The sequence below is a fragment of the Rhodanobacter sp. C01 genome (assembly GCF_002001045.1).
In the GTDB taxonomy this organism is placed as follows: Bacteria; Pseudomonadota; Gammaproteobacteria; order Xanthomonadales; family Rhodanobacteraceae; genus Rhodanobacter.
On record NZ_MUNR01000014.1, the window covers coordinates 773,133 to 786,636 of the forward strand.

At 64.8% G+C, this 13,504-nt stretch carries 17 protein-coding genes; 7 read left to right on the forward strand and 10 right to left on the reverse strand.

Annotated features, from left to right (window positions below; translation table 11 throughout):
- Positions 1-35: 35 nt before the first annotated feature.
- Positions 36-500, reverse strand: a complete 465-nt coding sequence (locus B0E50_RS17705; protein ID WP_077442689.1) for a DUF2147 domain-containing protein — start codon at positions 498-500, stop codon at positions 36-38.
- Between the two features lie 163 nt (positions 501-663).
- On the opposite strand from B0E50_RS17705, the gene apbC reads away from it, so the two are divergent.
- The 4 genes from apbC to B0E50_RS17725 all read left to right on the forward strand — a co-directional run bounded on the left by apbC (position 664) and on the right by B0E50_RS17725 (position 3,569).
- Positions 664-1,758 carry an iron-sulfur cluster carrier protein ApbC gene (apbC, locus tag B0E50_RS17710; protein ID WP_077442604.1) on the forward strand — a complete coding sequence of 365 codons (1,095 nt, stop codon included), beginning with the start codon at positions 664-666 and terminating at the stop codon, positions 1,756-1,758.
- Positions 1,755-2,294: an NADPH-dependent FMN reductase gene (locus tag B0E50_RS17715; RefSeq protein ID WP_077442605.1), complete on the forward strand. Its 540-nt coding sequence runs from the start codon at positions 1,755-1,757 to the stop codon at positions 2,292-2,294. The genes apbC and B0E50_RS17715 overlap by 4 nt, the downstream gene beginning before the upstream one ends.
- 96 nt (positions 2,295-2,390) lie before the next feature.
- On the forward strand, positions 2,391-2,957 hold the full coding sequence (dcd, locus tag B0E50_RS17720) for a dCTP deaminase (RefSeq protein ID WP_077442606.1): 567 nt from the start codon (positions 2,391-2,393) through the stop codon (positions 2,955-2,957).
- Between the two features lie 126 nt (positions 2,958-3,083).
- Positions 3,084-3,569 (forward strand): hypothetical protein, encoded by a 486-nt coding sequence (locus B0E50_RS17725; RefSeq protein WP_077442607.1) that lies wholly within the window; start codon positions 3,084-3,086, stop codon positions 3,567-3,569.
- A gap of 103 nt (positions 3,570-3,672) precedes the next feature.
- On the opposite strand, the gene pcp is transcribed toward B0E50_RS17725, so the two are convergent.
- The 8 genes from pcp to B0E50_RS17765 are packed head-to-tail and all read right to left on the reverse strand — an operon-like array spanning position 3,673 to position 9,599.
- Positions 3,673-4,326: a pyroglutamyl-peptidase I gene (pcp, locus tag B0E50_RS17730; protein WP_077442608.1), complete on the reverse strand. Its 654-nt coding sequence runs from the start codon at positions 4,324-4,326 to the stop codon at positions 3,673-3,675.
- A gap of 16 nt (positions 4,327-4,342) precedes the next feature.
- Positions 4,343-5,311 carry a DUF979 family protein gene (locus B0E50_RS17735; RefSeq protein WP_077442690.1) on the reverse strand — a complete coding sequence of 323 codons (969 nt, stop codon included), beginning with the start codon at positions 5,309-5,311 and terminating at the stop codon, positions 4,343-4,345.
- A gap of 2 nt (positions 5,312-5,313) precedes the next feature.
- Positions 5,314-6,009, reverse strand: a complete 696-nt coding sequence (locus tag B0E50_RS17740; protein ID WP_217343308.1) for a DUF969 domain-containing protein — start codon at positions 6,007-6,009, stop codon at positions 5,314-5,316.
- 31 nt (positions 6,010-6,040) lie between these two features.
- Positions 6,041-6,805, reverse strand: coding sequence for a 5-oxoprolinase subunit PxpA (locus tag B0E50_RS17745; RefSeq protein ID WP_077442609.1), 765 nt, complete (start codon positions 6,803-6,805; stop codon positions 6,041-6,043).
- Between the two features lie 14 nt (positions 6,806-6,819).
- Positions 6,820-7,803, reverse strand: coding sequence for a biotin-dependent carboxyltransferase family protein (locus B0E50_RS17750; protein WP_077442610.1), 984 nt, complete (start codon positions 7,801-7,803; stop codon positions 6,820-6,822).
- Complete coding sequence (gene pxpB / locus B0E50_RS17755; protein WP_254427337.1) at positions 7,800-8,498, reverse strand: 5-oxoprolinase subunit PxpB; 699 nt, start codon at positions 8,496-8,498, stop codon at positions 7,800-7,802. Before pxpB ends, B0E50_RS17750 begins: the two co-directional genes overlap by 4 nt.
- A gap of 7 nt (positions 8,499-8,505) precedes the next feature.
- Entirely contained in the window at positions 8,506-8,931 is a 426-nt protein-coding gene (locus B0E50_RS17760) for an HIT family protein (protein WP_077442612.1), read from the reverse strand.
- The gene (locus tag B0E50_RS17765) at positions 8,928-9,599 is read right to left on the reverse strand and encodes a dienelactone hydrolase family protein (RefSeq protein WP_077442613.1); all 672 of its coding nucleotides are present in this window, start codon (positions 9,597-9,599) and stop codon (positions 8,928-8,930) included. The genes B0E50_RS17760 and B0E50_RS17765 overlap by 4 nt, the downstream gene beginning before the upstream one ends.
- Before the next feature lie 109 nt (positions 9,600-9,708).
- Between B0E50_RS17765 and rimO the strand changes: the two genes are divergently transcribed.
- From rimO to phnD, 3 genes are all read left to right on the forward strand, one after another.
- On the forward strand, positions 9,709-11,046 hold the full coding sequence (rimO, locus tag B0E50_RS17770; protein WP_077442614.1) for a 30S ribosomal protein S12 methylthiotransferase RimO: 1,338 nt from the start codon (positions 9,709-9,711) through the stop codon (positions 11,044-11,046).
- A 9-nt stretch (positions 11,047-11,055) separates the two neighbouring features.
- Entirely contained in the window at positions 11,056-11,871 is an 816-nt protein-coding gene (locus tag B0E50_RS17775) for a DUF3025 domain-containing protein (RefSeq protein WP_077442615.1), read from the forward strand.
- A gap of 61 nt (positions 11,872-11,932) precedes the next feature.
- Positions 11,933-12,991 (forward strand): phosphate/phosphite/phosphonate ABC transporter substrate-binding protein, encoded by a 1,059-nt coding sequence (phnD, locus tag B0E50_RS17780; RefSeq protein ID WP_254427338.1) that lies wholly within the window; start codon positions 11,933-11,935, stop codon positions 12,989-12,991.
- Positions 12,992-13,025: 34 nt separating this feature from the next.
- Here phnD and greB read toward each other — a convergent pair.
- The coding region (gene greB, locus B0E50_RS17785; protein WP_077442616.1) for a transcription elongation factor GreB at positions 13,026-13,504 on the reverse strand (479 nt) is incomplete at its 5' end.

Here is a 13,504-nt window from a genome sequence, read left to right on the forward strand (position 1 = left end):
CTGGTGCGACACGCAAAGACGGATTGAGCTCGCGCTTATTCCTGCCGCTCCCATGTCTGGCTGCGACCGAGCAGGGCGAAGCCGATGTAGCCGTGCACGTCGAGTTTCTGGCCGCCATCGGTGAGCGTGAGCTTCACCTTGTAGATCTTGCCACTCTTGGGGTCGAGGATCTTGCCGCCGTCCCACACGTCGTCGTCCTTGGCGACACCCCACATGATGGTCATGCCGATGATCGGCTGATCCTTGTTGGCGCCACTGCACTGCGTGCACTTCGGCGGGTTGCCGTCACGGGCGATGTCTGCCGGGCTTGCGTTCATCACCTGCAGCACCTTGCCCTGCAGTTTGCCGTTGTCTTCTGTGATCTGGATGATCGAGGTGGGCTTGCCGGTCGCATCGTCGACCTGTTTCCACGTGCCAACTGGTGTGTCAGTGGCGGCAAAGGCGGCGCTGGCGCCCAGCAACAGGCTGGCGGCGATGGCGAGTCGGAACAGTGGCTTCATGATGACCTCCCGTACGAAAGCGTATGGCTGGAGCCTGCCGGGGCCTGCCGGGAGCGTCAAGCTGCATTGCGCCATGTGCTGCACACGCTGGCTGACCTGGGTCGGTCGGTAGCGCGCGATGGGGGCTGGCATAATGAGCAGTCCCCCTATCATTCGAGTTCCCATGACACAGGCGAACGAAGCCCTGGTCCGCCGTATCCTCGGCGAGTTGATCGACACCCATACCGGGGCGCCGCTGGCCGAGTCCTTGCGCGCGGTTGGCGTCGATGGTTCTCGCGTGTCGGTGGATATTCAGCTTGGCTACCCGGCAGCGGGTGCGATTGGCAGCCTGACCGGGCTTATTCGGCAGGCCTTGGAGAGCGATCCGGCGATCGAGTCTGCAGTCGTGTCGGTCACCAGCCGCGTCCACGTGCACAAGGTGCAGGGCACGCTGGGGCCGCTGCCGAACGTGAAGAACATCATCGTGGTGGCATCCGGCAAGGGCGGCGTGGGCAAGTCCACGGTGTCGGCGAACCTGGCCCTGGCGTTGCAGACCGAGGGCGCGAAGGTTGGCGTGCTGGATGCCGACATTTACGGCCCCAGCCAGCCGACCATGCTGGGCGTCAGCGGCAAGCCGGAATCGCCCGATGGCAAGAGCATCATCCCGATGCAGGCGCACGGCATGCCGGTGATGTCGATCGGCTTTCTGGTGGAAACGGATACGCCGATGATCTGGCGCGGCCCGATGGTGACGCAGGCGATGATGCAGCTGCTCACCGACACGCGCTGGGAGCAACTGGACTATCTGATCATCGACCTGCCACCAGGCACTGGCGACATCCAGCTCACACTGTCGCAGAAGGTGCCGGTGGCGGGCGCAGTGATCGTCACCACGCCGCAGGACATCGCGCTGCTGGATGCGCGCAAGGCGCTGAAGATGTTCGAGAAGGTCGAGGTGCCGGTGCTCGGTGTGGTGGAGAACATGGCCACGCATATCTGTTCCAACTGCGGCCATGAGGAGCACATCTTCGGCGAGGGCGGCGGCGAGCGGATGTCGACGCAATATGGCGTGCCGTATCTGGGTTCGCTGCCGCTGGATATCCGCATCCGCGAGCAGGCCGATGGCGGCACGCCCACCGTGGTGGCGATGCCGGATTCCGATCTGGCGGCCCGTTACCGCGAGATTGCCCGCAATGCGGCGGGCCGCCTGTCGCGCCAGCCGCGCAACAAGTCGCTGGGGCTGGGCAAGATCGTGGTGCAGGGCGCGCCGGCTGCATGATTCAACGACGCGTGCTGTGCCTGTCGGGCAGCCTGCGCCGGATCTCGGCGAATACCGCGGTGCTGCAGGCAGCGCGGCAGCTGGCGCCAGGCACCCTCGAACTTGAGCTGTATGCCGGTCTCGGCAGCTTGCCGCTGTTCAATCCGGACGATGACGTCGAGCCGTTGCCGGCTATGGTGCAGGCGTTGCGCGCGGCGGTCGGCCGCAGCGATGCGTTGCTGATCGCCTGTCCCGAGTACGCGCACGGTGTGCCCGGTGCGTTCAAGAACCTGCTCGACTGGCTGGTCGGCAGCCTGGAGTTTCCGGGCAAGCCGGTGGCACTGCTGAATGCCTCCGCGCGTGGCTCGCAGCACGCCCAGGCCGCCCTGCGCGAGATTCTGCTCACCATGTCGGCGCGATTGCTGGATCCGGCCAGCGTCACGGTGCCGTTGCCGGGTGCCGGCTGTGAGGTCGGGACGATTCTGGGCAACGAGGGGCGCTGCGCCGAGTTGCGCACGATGCTGGCAACCTTGGCCGCGGCGTTGTTCGCTGCGTGATGCGCTGATCGGGTTCCGCGGCCGCTGCCGTGGTATTTTGCACATCTTTGACCAGGCGCATGCCGCGGTCGCAGCCGATTCGAGACTGGAGATCGCGTGAGCATCAAATCCGACAAGTGGATCCGCCGCATGGCCGAGAGCCACGGCATGATCGAGCCGTTCGAGGCAGGACAGGTCAAGGTTCGCGACGGCCAGAAACTGGTGTCCTACGGCACCTCCAGCTACGGCTACGACGTGCGCTGCGCGCGCGAATTCAAGATCTTCACGAACATCAATTCGACGATCGTCGATCCGAAATCATTCGACCCGACCAGCTTCGTCGACATCGAGGCGGACGTGTGCATCATCCCGCCGAACTCGTTCGCGCTGGCGCGCACGGTCGAGTATTTCCGCATCCCGCGCAAGGTGCTCACGATCTGCCTCGGCAAGAGCACGTACGCGCGCTGCGGCATCATCGTCAACGTGACACCGCTGGAGCCGGAGTGGGAGGGCCACGTGACGCTGGAGTTTTCCAATACCACGCCGCTGCCCGCAAAAATCTACGCCAACGAAGGTGTGGCGCAGATGCTTTTCCTCGAATCCGACGAGGAATGCGAGACCAGCTACAAGGATCGCGGCGGCAAATACCAGGGCCAGCAGGGCGTGACCTTGCCGCGAACCTGAGCCGGACATGCGGGTCCAATCCGGGCGGCTGAACGGCCGGCATCCGGGTTTGCCGCCTGCTTCACGATCCGGCGTTACACTTCACATGATTGCTGAATCAAACCGTTTGACCTTCAGGAGACCTGCATGATCCGTTTTTCCACATGGCTGACGCGTGCTACCGCCGCGATCATGCTGGGCAGCATGTTGCTGCTCGCTGGTTGCCATTTTGGCGGCACCAAGAGCGACGTCACCACGGCCTCGATGAAGGGTCAGTTTGACGCCACCATCCAGTCCTACAAGGAAGGTCAGTTCCTGGTCGATGGTGCGGTGTTGTCGGCGGTCGATCTCGGCAGTCATTTCGCCTACCTGAAGGATCAGGGCAAGTTGCCCAAGACCGTATTGCTCGAAGGCAGCGATGATTCGAAGATCCGCAAGCAGCACCTGCAGTACATGGCACGCCTGCAACTCGACTATGGGTTCCGCACGTTCTATGACGACAAGGGCACGCTGAAGGAGATCAATCCGCAGGACACCAAGGCGCGGGCACTTGAGGATCATCATGAAAGGGCACCGACGGCAACCCCGCCGGAACAGGATCACATGCCTACCTCTCCCGGCACTCAGTACTGATCCGGACAGAACTGAACGCTCCGGTTTCCATCGAGGGCCCGCGGAGCGATCCGCGGGCTTTTTCGTGGACAATCGGGGCAGCTGCAGGCGAGGAGCAATGGCGTCAGTCGAGCTTGCCGGCACCGAGCTTGTGGTCCAGCGGCGTGGCAATCGCCGTACGCAACGCTATCTCCAGGCCACGCGCCACATCAGCCAGTGCCATGCTGGGCGAGCCATGTCGCTGCGCTGCCTGTGCCGGCAGGTACGGAATATGGATGAAGCCGGCACGCACGCCGCGTTTCCTGGCGACCAGATGCAGCATGGCATAGGCGATATGGTTGCAGACATAGGTGCCTGCGCTGTTCGATATCTCGGCTGGCAAGCCCTGTGCGTGCAGTGCAGCCAGCATTGCCTTGATCGGTAGAGTGCTGAAGTAGGCTGCCGGCGCGCCGGCGATCACGGGCTCGTCGATCGGCAGCGCATTGGCGTTGTCGGGAATGCGCGCATCCTGCAGGTTGATCGCTACCCGCTCGATCGATAGTTGTGAGCGGCCGCCGGCCTGGCCGACGCCAAGCAGGATCGCTGGAGTCAGCTCACGCACCGCCGTCCTGAGCATGCGCAGCGAACCTGCAAACTCCGTCGGCAACTGCAGCGAGACAATCCGGTGGCCGCCGATGCGCTTGCCGTGCAATGCACGCACGGCCTCCCATGAGGGGTTGATGCTTTCGCCGCCGAACGGATCGAAGCCAGTCAACAAAATGCGTGGGACGGTGCTCATGCAGGCCTCATCGAATTCAGCGGAATAACAGCAGCCACATCAACATGAAGGTGATGGCAAGAATCCACAAGGCGCTCCATACCTGCGTACGGATCACGCCATAGGGATTGCGCAGTTCCAGCAGCGCCGCCGGCACCAGGTTGAAGTCGGCCGCCATCGGTGTCAGCAAGGTGCCGCAGTAGCCGCACAGCATGCCCATCGAGCCGAGGATCGCCGGGTGTGCGCCATGTTGATGGATCAGCAGCGGCAGCCCGATGCCGGCCATCATCACCGGAAACGCCGCGAACGCATTGCCCATGATCACGGTGAACAGCACCATGCCGAGTGCGAAGGCGAGCAGGCAGGCAAAGGCGCTGCCGGTCGGCAGGAAGGTACCGGCCAATGCGGCGATCGCCGCGCCCACGCCGCTTTGCGTGAACACCTCGCCCAGCGCCGCCAGCAGCAGCGGCAGCAGCGCCGCCCAGCCGATCGCGTCGAGCAGGCGTCGACCTTCGGCCACGCCGTCGTGCATGGGTGCCTGCGCTACGTGCGCCGCCGCGAACAGCGCCACCAGGCAGGCCAGCGCCAGCCCGGTCAGGGTCATCTGTGGCGTGGCGAATACGGCATGTCCAGCAATGAAAAGATGCGCGCCGAACAACGCCACCAGCAGAGTCACCAAGGGGATCAGCAGGGCGGGTACAAACAGCTTGTGACCGAGCCGGATCGCCGATTGCAGACGTTGCTCGGCGCTATTGCTTTCGACATGGGCGTGGCGGCGCAGACGTGGCGCCAGCAGTGCCAGCATGATCACCCCGGCGCCGGCGATCTGCGCCGGCAGTATCTGACCAGCAGCCTGTTGCGCCAGTACGTAATCGCCGCTACCGAACAGCGTGCCGAGCACCAGCCAGAACGCGGCATGCCAGCCGTGCCGCTCGCGCAGATTGCGCAGGCCGGTGTAGAGCAGGAAGGCGGCGATCAGCCAATAGGCGTATTCGATGCGCAGCATGCTCAGCCCGCCGCTTCGGTGCGTGCGGATGCCGCGCGGCGCTGCAGCCGGCGCTGGTACAGCCATACCCGCACGGACTGGATGATGAAGGCCGCGATCGCCGTGGGTAGCGCCCACAGCGCAATCGACAACGGGGTCAGCTCGATGCCGTGCTGCGCATAGAAGCCCTGGACCAGCAGCACCGCGCCGAGCGCGATGAACACGTCCTCGCCGAAGAAGCGCCCGATGTTGTCGGTGGCGGCGGCCACCGCACGCAATTCGTCGCGATCGGCATCGTCGAGCGTGGGCAGGATCTTTTCTGCCGCTGCTTCACCCATCGGGGCGAGCAGCGGGCGCACCGTCTGTGCCGGGCCCGCCACGCCAGTGAGGCCAAGCATGGCCAGCAACTGGCGCAACAGCAGGTAGCCGATCAGCAGTCGGGCCAGGGTCAGTCCGTGCAGGCGCCCTATCCAGCGTTGCGCGTGCTCGCGCAATCCCGCCCGTTCCAGCAGGCCGATCACCGGCAGGGTCAGCACGAAGATCAGCAGCATGCGGCTGGACACGAAGCTCTTGCCGAGCAGGGCAAGCAGGGCAGGGACCGTGAAACCGGCCAGCAGGGCGCTGCTGATCGCCGCGGTGACCACCACCAGTACCGGATTGAAGCGCAGCAGGAAGCCGATCACGATCACCGCGACGCCGAGCAGAGGCCAGTAATTCACGAGTGGTCTCCGCTGCAGTGTAGGGGGGACATCATGCTGCTCCCGGCGCGGCGATCCGCAGGCCGGCTGCTTCAAGCTCGCGGCGCAGCTTGCGGGCGAGCTGCACGGCATGCGCGCCATCGCCGTGCAGGCACAGCGTGTCGGCATGCAGTGGCACGCGTTGGCCATCCAGCGTGTGCGCCACGCCGTCTCGGGCGATGCCGAGCGCCTGCGCCAATGCCTGATCCATATCATCGATCACGGCACCGGCTTCGCGGCGTGGCTGCAACGAGCCGTCGGCGCGATAGCGGCGGTCGACGAAGGCTTCAGAAGCCACCGCCAGGCCAAGCGTCTCGCCGGCCTCAATCAAAGCCGAGCCGGCCAGCCCGAACAGTCGCAGCTGTGGATCGAAGTCGCGCACGGCACGGGCGATCGCATTGGCCAGTACCGCATCACGCGCCGCCATGTTGTACAACGCACCATGCGGCTTGACATGGGTCAATCGGGTGCCGGCCGCGCAGGTGAACGCGTGCAGCGCGCCGATCTGGTACAGCGTCAGCGCATGCGCCTCGGCGGGTGTGACGTTCATTTCGCGGCGGCCGAAACCCTGCAGGTCGGGCAGCGAGACGTGCGCGCCGATCGCGACACCGTGCGCCACCGCCTGCGCCACGGTGTGGCGCATGATCTCCGGGTCGCCGGCATGGAAGCCACAGGCGATGTTGGCCGAACTGAGCAGGGCCAGTAGTGCGTCGTCGTCGCCCATGCGCCAGGCGCCAAACGATTCGCCGAGATCACCGTTGAGGTCGATGCGATTCATGCGGGTTGACTCAATCACGTGCGTTCCAGTCGTTGTGCGATCGTGCCGAGCAGGCGTGCCAGCCGCTGCCGGTGGGCGGCCAGCCGCGTCAACGCCTCGTCCAGCGTGGTCTCGTGGAAGCATACGGTATCGCCCGGGCGCCGTTGCGCCAGTCGCGGCAGGTCCACCAGGGCGATCTGGCCGATCCGCGGGTAGCCGCCGGTCACCGGTGCTTCAGCCAGCAGGGCGATCGGCTGGCCGGACGGTGGCAGTTGCACGGTGCCGGGCAGCGCTGCCTCGGAAATCAGTTCCAGCGGTGCCCGCAATTGCAGCGCAGGGCCGTCCAGACGGCTGGCGGTGCGGTTGCTGTCCTTGCTCAGAGAAAATTTTCCATCAAGCAACAGCTGTTGCGACGCTGCATCCAGCTGCGACCAGTGACTGCCGCGCAGCAGCGCCAGCGGACGCTGGGCGAAGTCGAACCAGGGTTGTGGATCGAGGCTCCAGCCCAGTGGCTGCACTTCACCGTCTGCGGGTGAGCCGAGTAAGGCGAGAGCGGCACCAACCGGCAACACGTCGTCGGTCTGTAATGGTCGGCCGTGTGCGTAGCCGATGCGTGCATGCAGGTCGCTGCTGCGGCTGCCAAGCAGGGCTGGTACGTCGAAGCCGCCACGCACGGCGAGATAGCTGCGGCAGCCGCTGGCCATGCCACCGAGGTGCAGCACACTGCCGGCGGGTAGGCGACAGGTGGTCCACATCGGCACGCTGTGCTCACTGACGCGGGCAGTGATCGTCGCGCCGGTCAGCGCGATCACCGCAGCCTGTTCGAAGCGCAGGCTGGGACCGACCAGGGTGCATTCGATCGCCGCCTCGCCGCGCGTGTTGCCGACCAGCGCATTGGCCAGTTGCCACGCGGGCGGATCCATTGCGCCGGCACGGCCCACGCCGAGCGCGGCGTGGCCAGGGCGCCCGGCGTCCTGCAGGCTGCTCAACAGGCCTGGCTTGATGACCGTGACGTTCATGCCGGGCTGGTCGCTGCCAGGTCGCGAAACTGGTCTTCGTCGATCGCCTGAAAGCGCACGCGATCGCCTGGGCTGAACAGCGATGGCGTGTTCGCCGTGATGTCGAACAATCGCAACGGCGTGCGTCCGATCAGTTGCCAGCCACCGGGGAGCACCTCGGGATAGATGCCGGTCTGACTGCCGCCGATCGCCACGCTGCCGGCCGGCACGCGTAGTCGCGGATCGGTGCGGCGCGGTACCGCCAGTTGCGGATCCAGCCCGAGCAGGTAAGGAAATCCGGGTGCGAAGCCGAGCATCGCCACGCGATAGTCGGCGGCCGTGTGACGGGCGATCACGGTGTCCGTATCGAGCCGGCAAAGTGCGGCAACCCCGGCCAGATCCGGCCCGTACTCGCTTCCGTAGCAAACCGGAATCACCAGCTCTTGCGCTGCGGCAATCGTTGAAGCGTTTTCGTTCAGAGCTGCAGCAGCGGCAGCCTGTACTTGTTGATGCGGGTTGTTGCCGGGCCAGTGCTGTGGGTCGAAGCGCAGCAGTACGCTGGCATAGGCGGGTACGCATTCCACTTGCGGCAGATGCTGTCGTAAGCACTCGGTCGCAGCTTGCACGCACGCATTGAGCTCGATGTCGATGCGCTCACCGAAACGCAGCAGCAGGGCATCCTCAGCCAGTGCTTCGAACTGGATGATCGGCGGCATCGCGGCGTTATCCGACAGCGTTGGCGAGTGCCTGCCGCAGCGCATCCAGTCGTGCAGTCAGGCTGGCTTCGAGATACGGCTGCGCGGAACCGTAACCCCACACCGGGCCGGGCCATGCCGGATCACCTTCGCAGCGTGCGATGACGTGTACATGCAGCTGCCGCACGATATTGCCGAGCGCGCCGAGGTTGAGCTTGTCGCATGGAGCGACGGTGCGCAGTGCCGCCGAGGCGCAATTCACTTCCTGCCACAGCAGCGTCTGTTCATCGGCAGGCAGGTCGGCGATCTCCACCAATCCAGCATGGCGTGGCACCAACACCAGCCAGGGGAAACGCACGTCGTTCATCAGTCGCACGTCGCACAGGGCGAGCGAGGTGATCAGACGCGTGTCCGCGTCCAGTCGGGGATCGAGGATGAAGCTGGGTTTTCTCATGCGCCAGCCAGATAGTTGTCGAAGAATGCCAGCGTACGCTGCAGAGCGAGCTTCGCGCTGGCTTCGTGATAAGCGTGCGGATCGATGTCGCGGTTGAACGCGTGACCAGCGGGATAGGTGAAGGTTTCCATCTGCGGTAGCAGCTCGCGATGCTTCGCGACGGTTTCCATCGGGATACCGGTATCTTTCTCGCCGAAGTGGAACATTACCGGGGCCTTCGGCGTTTCGCCGAGGAACGGCAGGTTGCGTCCGCCGTAGTAGCTCACCGACGGTAGCCCGAGGCGCAGTGCGGAGAGCAGGGCGACCGTGCCACCCCAGCAGTAGCCGACGGTGCCAATCTTGCCGGCAGAGGCAATGGCCCCGGCGGCGCTGGCCACGTCCTCGATGGCGCGGTCGAGCCCCAACTCCATTACCAGCTCCTTGCCGCGGGCATAACCGGCTTCGTCATAGCCCAGTTCAACGCCGGTTTCCAGATGGTCGAAGAACGCCGGCGCGATCGCGGTATAGCCGTGTTCTGCGAAGCGATCGACCACGCTGCGCATGTGCGCGTTGACGCCGAAGATCTCCTGGATCACCACGATGCCGCCCTTTGGTTTGCCCTGCGGCTGGGCCAGATAGGCACCGATGCACTGGGTGCGTGTGGTGGGTAGGTTGATCTGCTGGCCCATGGCTGGATGCTCGCGGTTTCGAAGCGGTGATCTTAGCTGTCGCAGCATCGCTCGCACGCTCGCGTATAATCGCCTGTTTCCCCGCACGTTTTCACGGTAACCCAGGCTCATGTCCCAGGCAGCACACAAGATCGGTTTCGTCAGCCTCGGCTGCCCCAAGGCGCTGGTCGATTCCGAACGCATCCTCACCCAACTGAAGGTCGAGGGGTACCAGATCGTGCCCAGCTATGGCGAAGCCGATGCGGTGGTGGTGAACACCTGCGGCTTCATCGACTCGGCGGTGCAGGAGTCGCTGGATTCGATCGGCACGGCCCTGCACGAGAACGGCAAGGTCATCGTCACCGGCTGCCTCGGCAAGCGCGAGGCGCTGATCCGCGAGGCGTACCCGGACGTGCTGTCGATCAGCGGCCCGCAGGACTACGTCAGCGTGATGAACGCGGTGCACACCGCGTTGCCGCCGCAGCGCAACCGTTTTCTCGACATCGTGCCGGACACGGGCGTCAAACTGACCCCGAAGCATTACGCCTATCTGAAGATTTCCGAAGGCTGCAATCACCGCTGCAGCTTCTGCATCATCCCGTCGATGCGTGGCAACCTGGTCTCGCGTCCGGTCGACGAAGTGCTGCTGGAGGCTGAGCGCCTGGTCAAGGGTGGCGTCAAGGAGCTGCTGGTGATTTCGCAGGACACCAGCGCCTACGGCGTGGACCTGAAGTACGCCGAGCGCCAGTGGCGCGACAAGACCTACCGCACGCGCATGACCGAGCTGTGCGGAGGCCTGTCCGAGCTGGGCGTGTGGTCGCGCCTGCACTACGTCTACCCGTACCCGCATGTGGATGAGGTGATGCCGCTGATGGCGGCCGGCAAGCTGTTGCCGTACCTCGACATCCCGTTCCAGCACGCCAGCCCACGCATCCTCAAGTTGATGAAGCGCCCGGGCAATATCGACAAGACGCTGGAGCGCATCCAGAACTGGCGAAAGGTCGTGCCGGACCTGACCATCCGCAGCACCTTCATCGTCGGCTTCCCCAGCGAGACCGATGCCGAGTTCGAGGAACTGCTCGACTTCCTGCGCGAGGCCGAGCTCGATAGAGTCGGTGCGTTTACCTATTCGCCGGTGGATGGCGCCAAGGCGAACGAGTTGCCGGATCCGGTCTCCGAGGAATTGAAGGAAGACCGCCTCGAACAGTTCATGGCGGTGCAGGCGGAAATTTCCGCGGCCAAGCTGCAGCGCAAGATCGGTCGCACCATCACCGTACTGGTCGACGAGGCCGGTGCCGAGGGCGCGGTCGCGCGTTCGGCGGCGGATGCGCCGGAGATCGACGGCACGGTGTTGATCGCCGACGGCCACGCGCTGAAGCCGGGCCAGTTCGTCGACGTGGTGGTCGAGGGTGCCAGCGAGCATGACCTGCACGCGCGGCTGGCCCATCCCAAACTCAAGCTGATGTAAGTCAGCGTCATGCGCTACATCGCGCCGGCACGCGGCACGGTCGATCCGCAGGTGTTCGGCCGCATGCCGCTGCTGGCGTGGCGCGAGTATGCCGACCTGCTTGAGGGGCCGCATTGGCCCACGCTCGATGCATTCAATGCCTTGTGGCCGGCGGATGCGCGTACCCGTTTCGTGGCGCAGGATCATCAGCTGCTCGCCGATGGCCTGCACTACGAGCAGCGCATCGCCGAGCGCGGCGAGATCGCCACCCGCGAAGGCAACTGGCACGATCTGCTCAATGCGCTGATGTGGTTGCGCTATCCCGCCTTGAAGCAGTCGTTGAATCAACGCCAGATGGCCGAGATCGCCCGGATGGGGCCAAAAGACCGTTCACGCCCGCAATACGCGATGACCCACTTCGACGAGGCCGGCGTCATCGTCACGCTGCAAGATCCTGCGTTGCTGGCCATGTGGAATGAGCACGACTGGTATGGCCTGTTCTGGCGTCGGCGACAGGCGTGGCTTGATGGTTCAATCCAGCTGGAACTGTTTGGCCACGCATTGCTGGAGCATGCGTTGAATCCGGACAAGTTGCTGGTGGCCAAGGCGTTGGTGTTCCACGCAACGGGGAACACGGATGCCGGACAGGTGAATGCACGTTGTGCGGGGGCGATTGCCGCCGGCCAGCTGCTGCGCGATCCGCTGGAGTTGCGGCCCTTGCCGTTGGCGGGCATTCCAGGTTGGCACGTCGGCAACGTTGACGAGGCGTTTCATCTTGCGACTGCCTGCTATCAGCCACGGCGCGCCGGGCGCGAGTATCCGCCTGCGTACCCGGCTCTGCCCTGAGCCTTGCTCCGGTCCGCGATCGCGGCTATATACCTGAGAGCAGGGGTGGTGCAGGGGAGTCATGTCATTGAACATCGCCGCGTATCGGCTGCGCCGTCGACACGGTAGCGCACGCCTGATCCATCTCGTCATGAAGTGGCTGGTCCTTGGCCTGTTGATTGTCGCTGGCGATGCACTGGCCTCGGGCGACGAGGCGTTGCCGCCGACGCCCATCCGTTTCGGCATCCTGCCGATCGGCAGCGCTGCCGAATCGCTGGAGCAGTGGCGGGGGGTGCTGGAAGAACTGCAGAAGCGGCTGGGCCATCCGGTGACCACGGTATCCGTGGGCAGCTATGCAGGCCTGTCCGACGCAATCGGTGCACAGCAGGTGGATATCGCGTTTCTGTCCGGCAAGCTCGCGGTGGAGGCGGTAACGCATCAGCACATGCACGTGTTCGCCCAGTTCGTGCGCAGCGATGGTGCCGTGGGCAATGTCGCCATGCTGGTGGTGCGCAGCGACAGCCCCATCCACACTCTCGCCGATATGCTGGCCACACCCGGCCGCTGGCGCTACGCGCGCAGCGAACACCTCTCGGTCACCGGCTACACCGCGCCGGAAGCCGATGTATTTGCACCGCGCGGGCTCAACTCCGACACCTTCTTCGCCAGCGTGCGGGTAGCCGACCACCAGGGCAACCTGTTGTCCGTGGTCAACGGCGAAGTGGACGTGGCGAGCAGCAACAATCCGGACATGGATCTGTTCCGGCGGCACTTTCCCAGCGAGGCCGCCCAGCTCAAGGTGATCTGGCGTTCGCCACTGATCCCGTCGGGCGTGCTGGTGCTGCGCGACGGATTGCCGCTACCGCTGCGCGAACAGCTGACGGCGTTCATCCTCGCCTATGGCAGGGCGGTCGGCGAGGCTGGCGTGCGTGAACGCGCCCAGCTCGCCCGCATCCCCGATCTCGGTGGCTTCGCACCGCAGACCAACCACGTACTGCAGCCGTTCGTCGACATGCAATACGCCTTGTTGCGGCAGGAGGCCGAGCATGGCCAATGGGTAAGCCCGCAGGCCTTGCAGGCCCGGTTGGTGCAGATCGAAAGTGATTACAAGCAGGATTCACGGGCGTTGCTGGGGCACTGAGTGTGGATGCGCAGATGCTCGATTGCGGTTGAATCTAGTCGTAGCTGACGGCCATCACCGCAAACTGTGCCGTGCCGCTCGGCAATTCCGCCATAAATTCGTCGTCCACGCGCTTCTTCAGTACCGCCAGCGCCATCGGCGAGTCGATGCTGATCCAGCCGCGTTTCGCGTCGGTCTCGTCGGGACCGACGATGCGGTAGTGCACGATCTCGCCGGTGTCGACGTTCTCCAGTTCAATGCGCGCGCCGAAGAACACTTGCCCGCGATCGCCGGGAACACCTTCTGCCACTTTCAGCGAGGGAATCCGCTTGCTCAGATAGCGTGCGCGACGGTCGATCTCGCCCAGCTGCTTCTTGCGATAGATGTATTCGGCGTTTTCCGAGCGGTCGCCTTCGGCAGCGGCTGCCGCGAGCGCCCTCACCACTTCGGGTCGCAGGACATGCCACAGGTGGTCGAGTTCGGCCTTGAGTCGCTCGAAACCATCCCGGGTGATGATGGCGGTGGAGCCGGGGG

Excerpts from the sequence above, each read along its gene's own strand:
- B0E50_RS17735 (WP_077442690.1), bottom strand. The coding sequence starts at position 5,311 with ATGCTGCGCATCGAATACGCCTATTGGCTGATCGCCGCCTTCCTGCTC.
- rimO (WP_077442614.1), top strand. The coding sequence starts at position 9,709 with ATGTCCCAGGCAGCACACAAGATCGGTTTCGTCAGCCTCGGCTGCCCC.
- phnD (WP_254427338.1), top strand. The coding sequence starts at position 11,933 with ATGTCATTGAACATCGCCGCGTATCGGCTGCGCCGTCGACACGGTAGC.
- B0E50_RS17750 (WP_077442610.1), bottom strand. The coding sequence starts at position 7,803 with ATGAACGTCACGGTCATCAAGCCAGGCCTGTTGAGCAGCCTGCAGGAC.
- B0E50_RS17725 (WP_077442607.1), top strand. The coding sequence starts at position 3,084 with ATGATCCGTTTTTCCACATGGCTGACGCGTGCTACCGCCGCGATCATG.
- B0E50_RS17705 (WP_077442689.1), bottom strand. The coding sequence starts at position 500 with ATGAAGCCACTGTTCCGACTCGCCATCGCCGCCAGCCTGTTGCTGGGC.
- pcp (WP_077442608.1), bottom strand. The coding sequence starts at position 4,326 with ATGAGCACCGTCCCACGCATTTTGTTGACTGGCTTCGATCCGTTCGGC.
- B0E50_RS17775 (WP_077442615.1), top strand. The coding sequence starts at position 11,056 with ATGCGCTACATCGCGCCGGCACGCGGCACGGTCGATCCGCAGGTGTTC.
- apbC (WP_077442604.1), top strand. The coding sequence starts at position 664 with ATGACACAGGCGAACGAAGCCCTGGTCCGCCGTATCCTCGGCGAGTTG.
- B0E50_RS17745 (WP_077442609.1), bottom strand. The coding sequence starts at position 6,805 with ATGAATCGCATCGACCTCAACGGTGATCTCGGCGAATCGTTTGGCGCC.
- B0E50_RS17760 (WP_077442612.1), bottom strand. The coding sequence starts at position 8,931 with ATGAGAAAACCCAGCTTCATCCTCGATCCCCGACTGGACGCGGACACG.
- B0E50_RS17765 (WP_077442613.1), bottom strand. The coding sequence starts at position 9,599 with ATGGGCCAGCAGATCAACCTACCCACCACACGCACCCAGTGCATCGGT.
- B0E50_RS17715 (WP_077442605.1), top strand. The coding sequence starts at position 1,755 with ATGATTCAACGACGCGTGCTGTGCCTGTCGGGCAGCCTGCGCCGGATC.
- pxpB (WP_254427337.1), bottom strand. The coding sequence starts at position 8,498 with ATGCCGCCGATCATCCAGTTCGAAGCACTGGCTGAGGATGCCCTGCTG.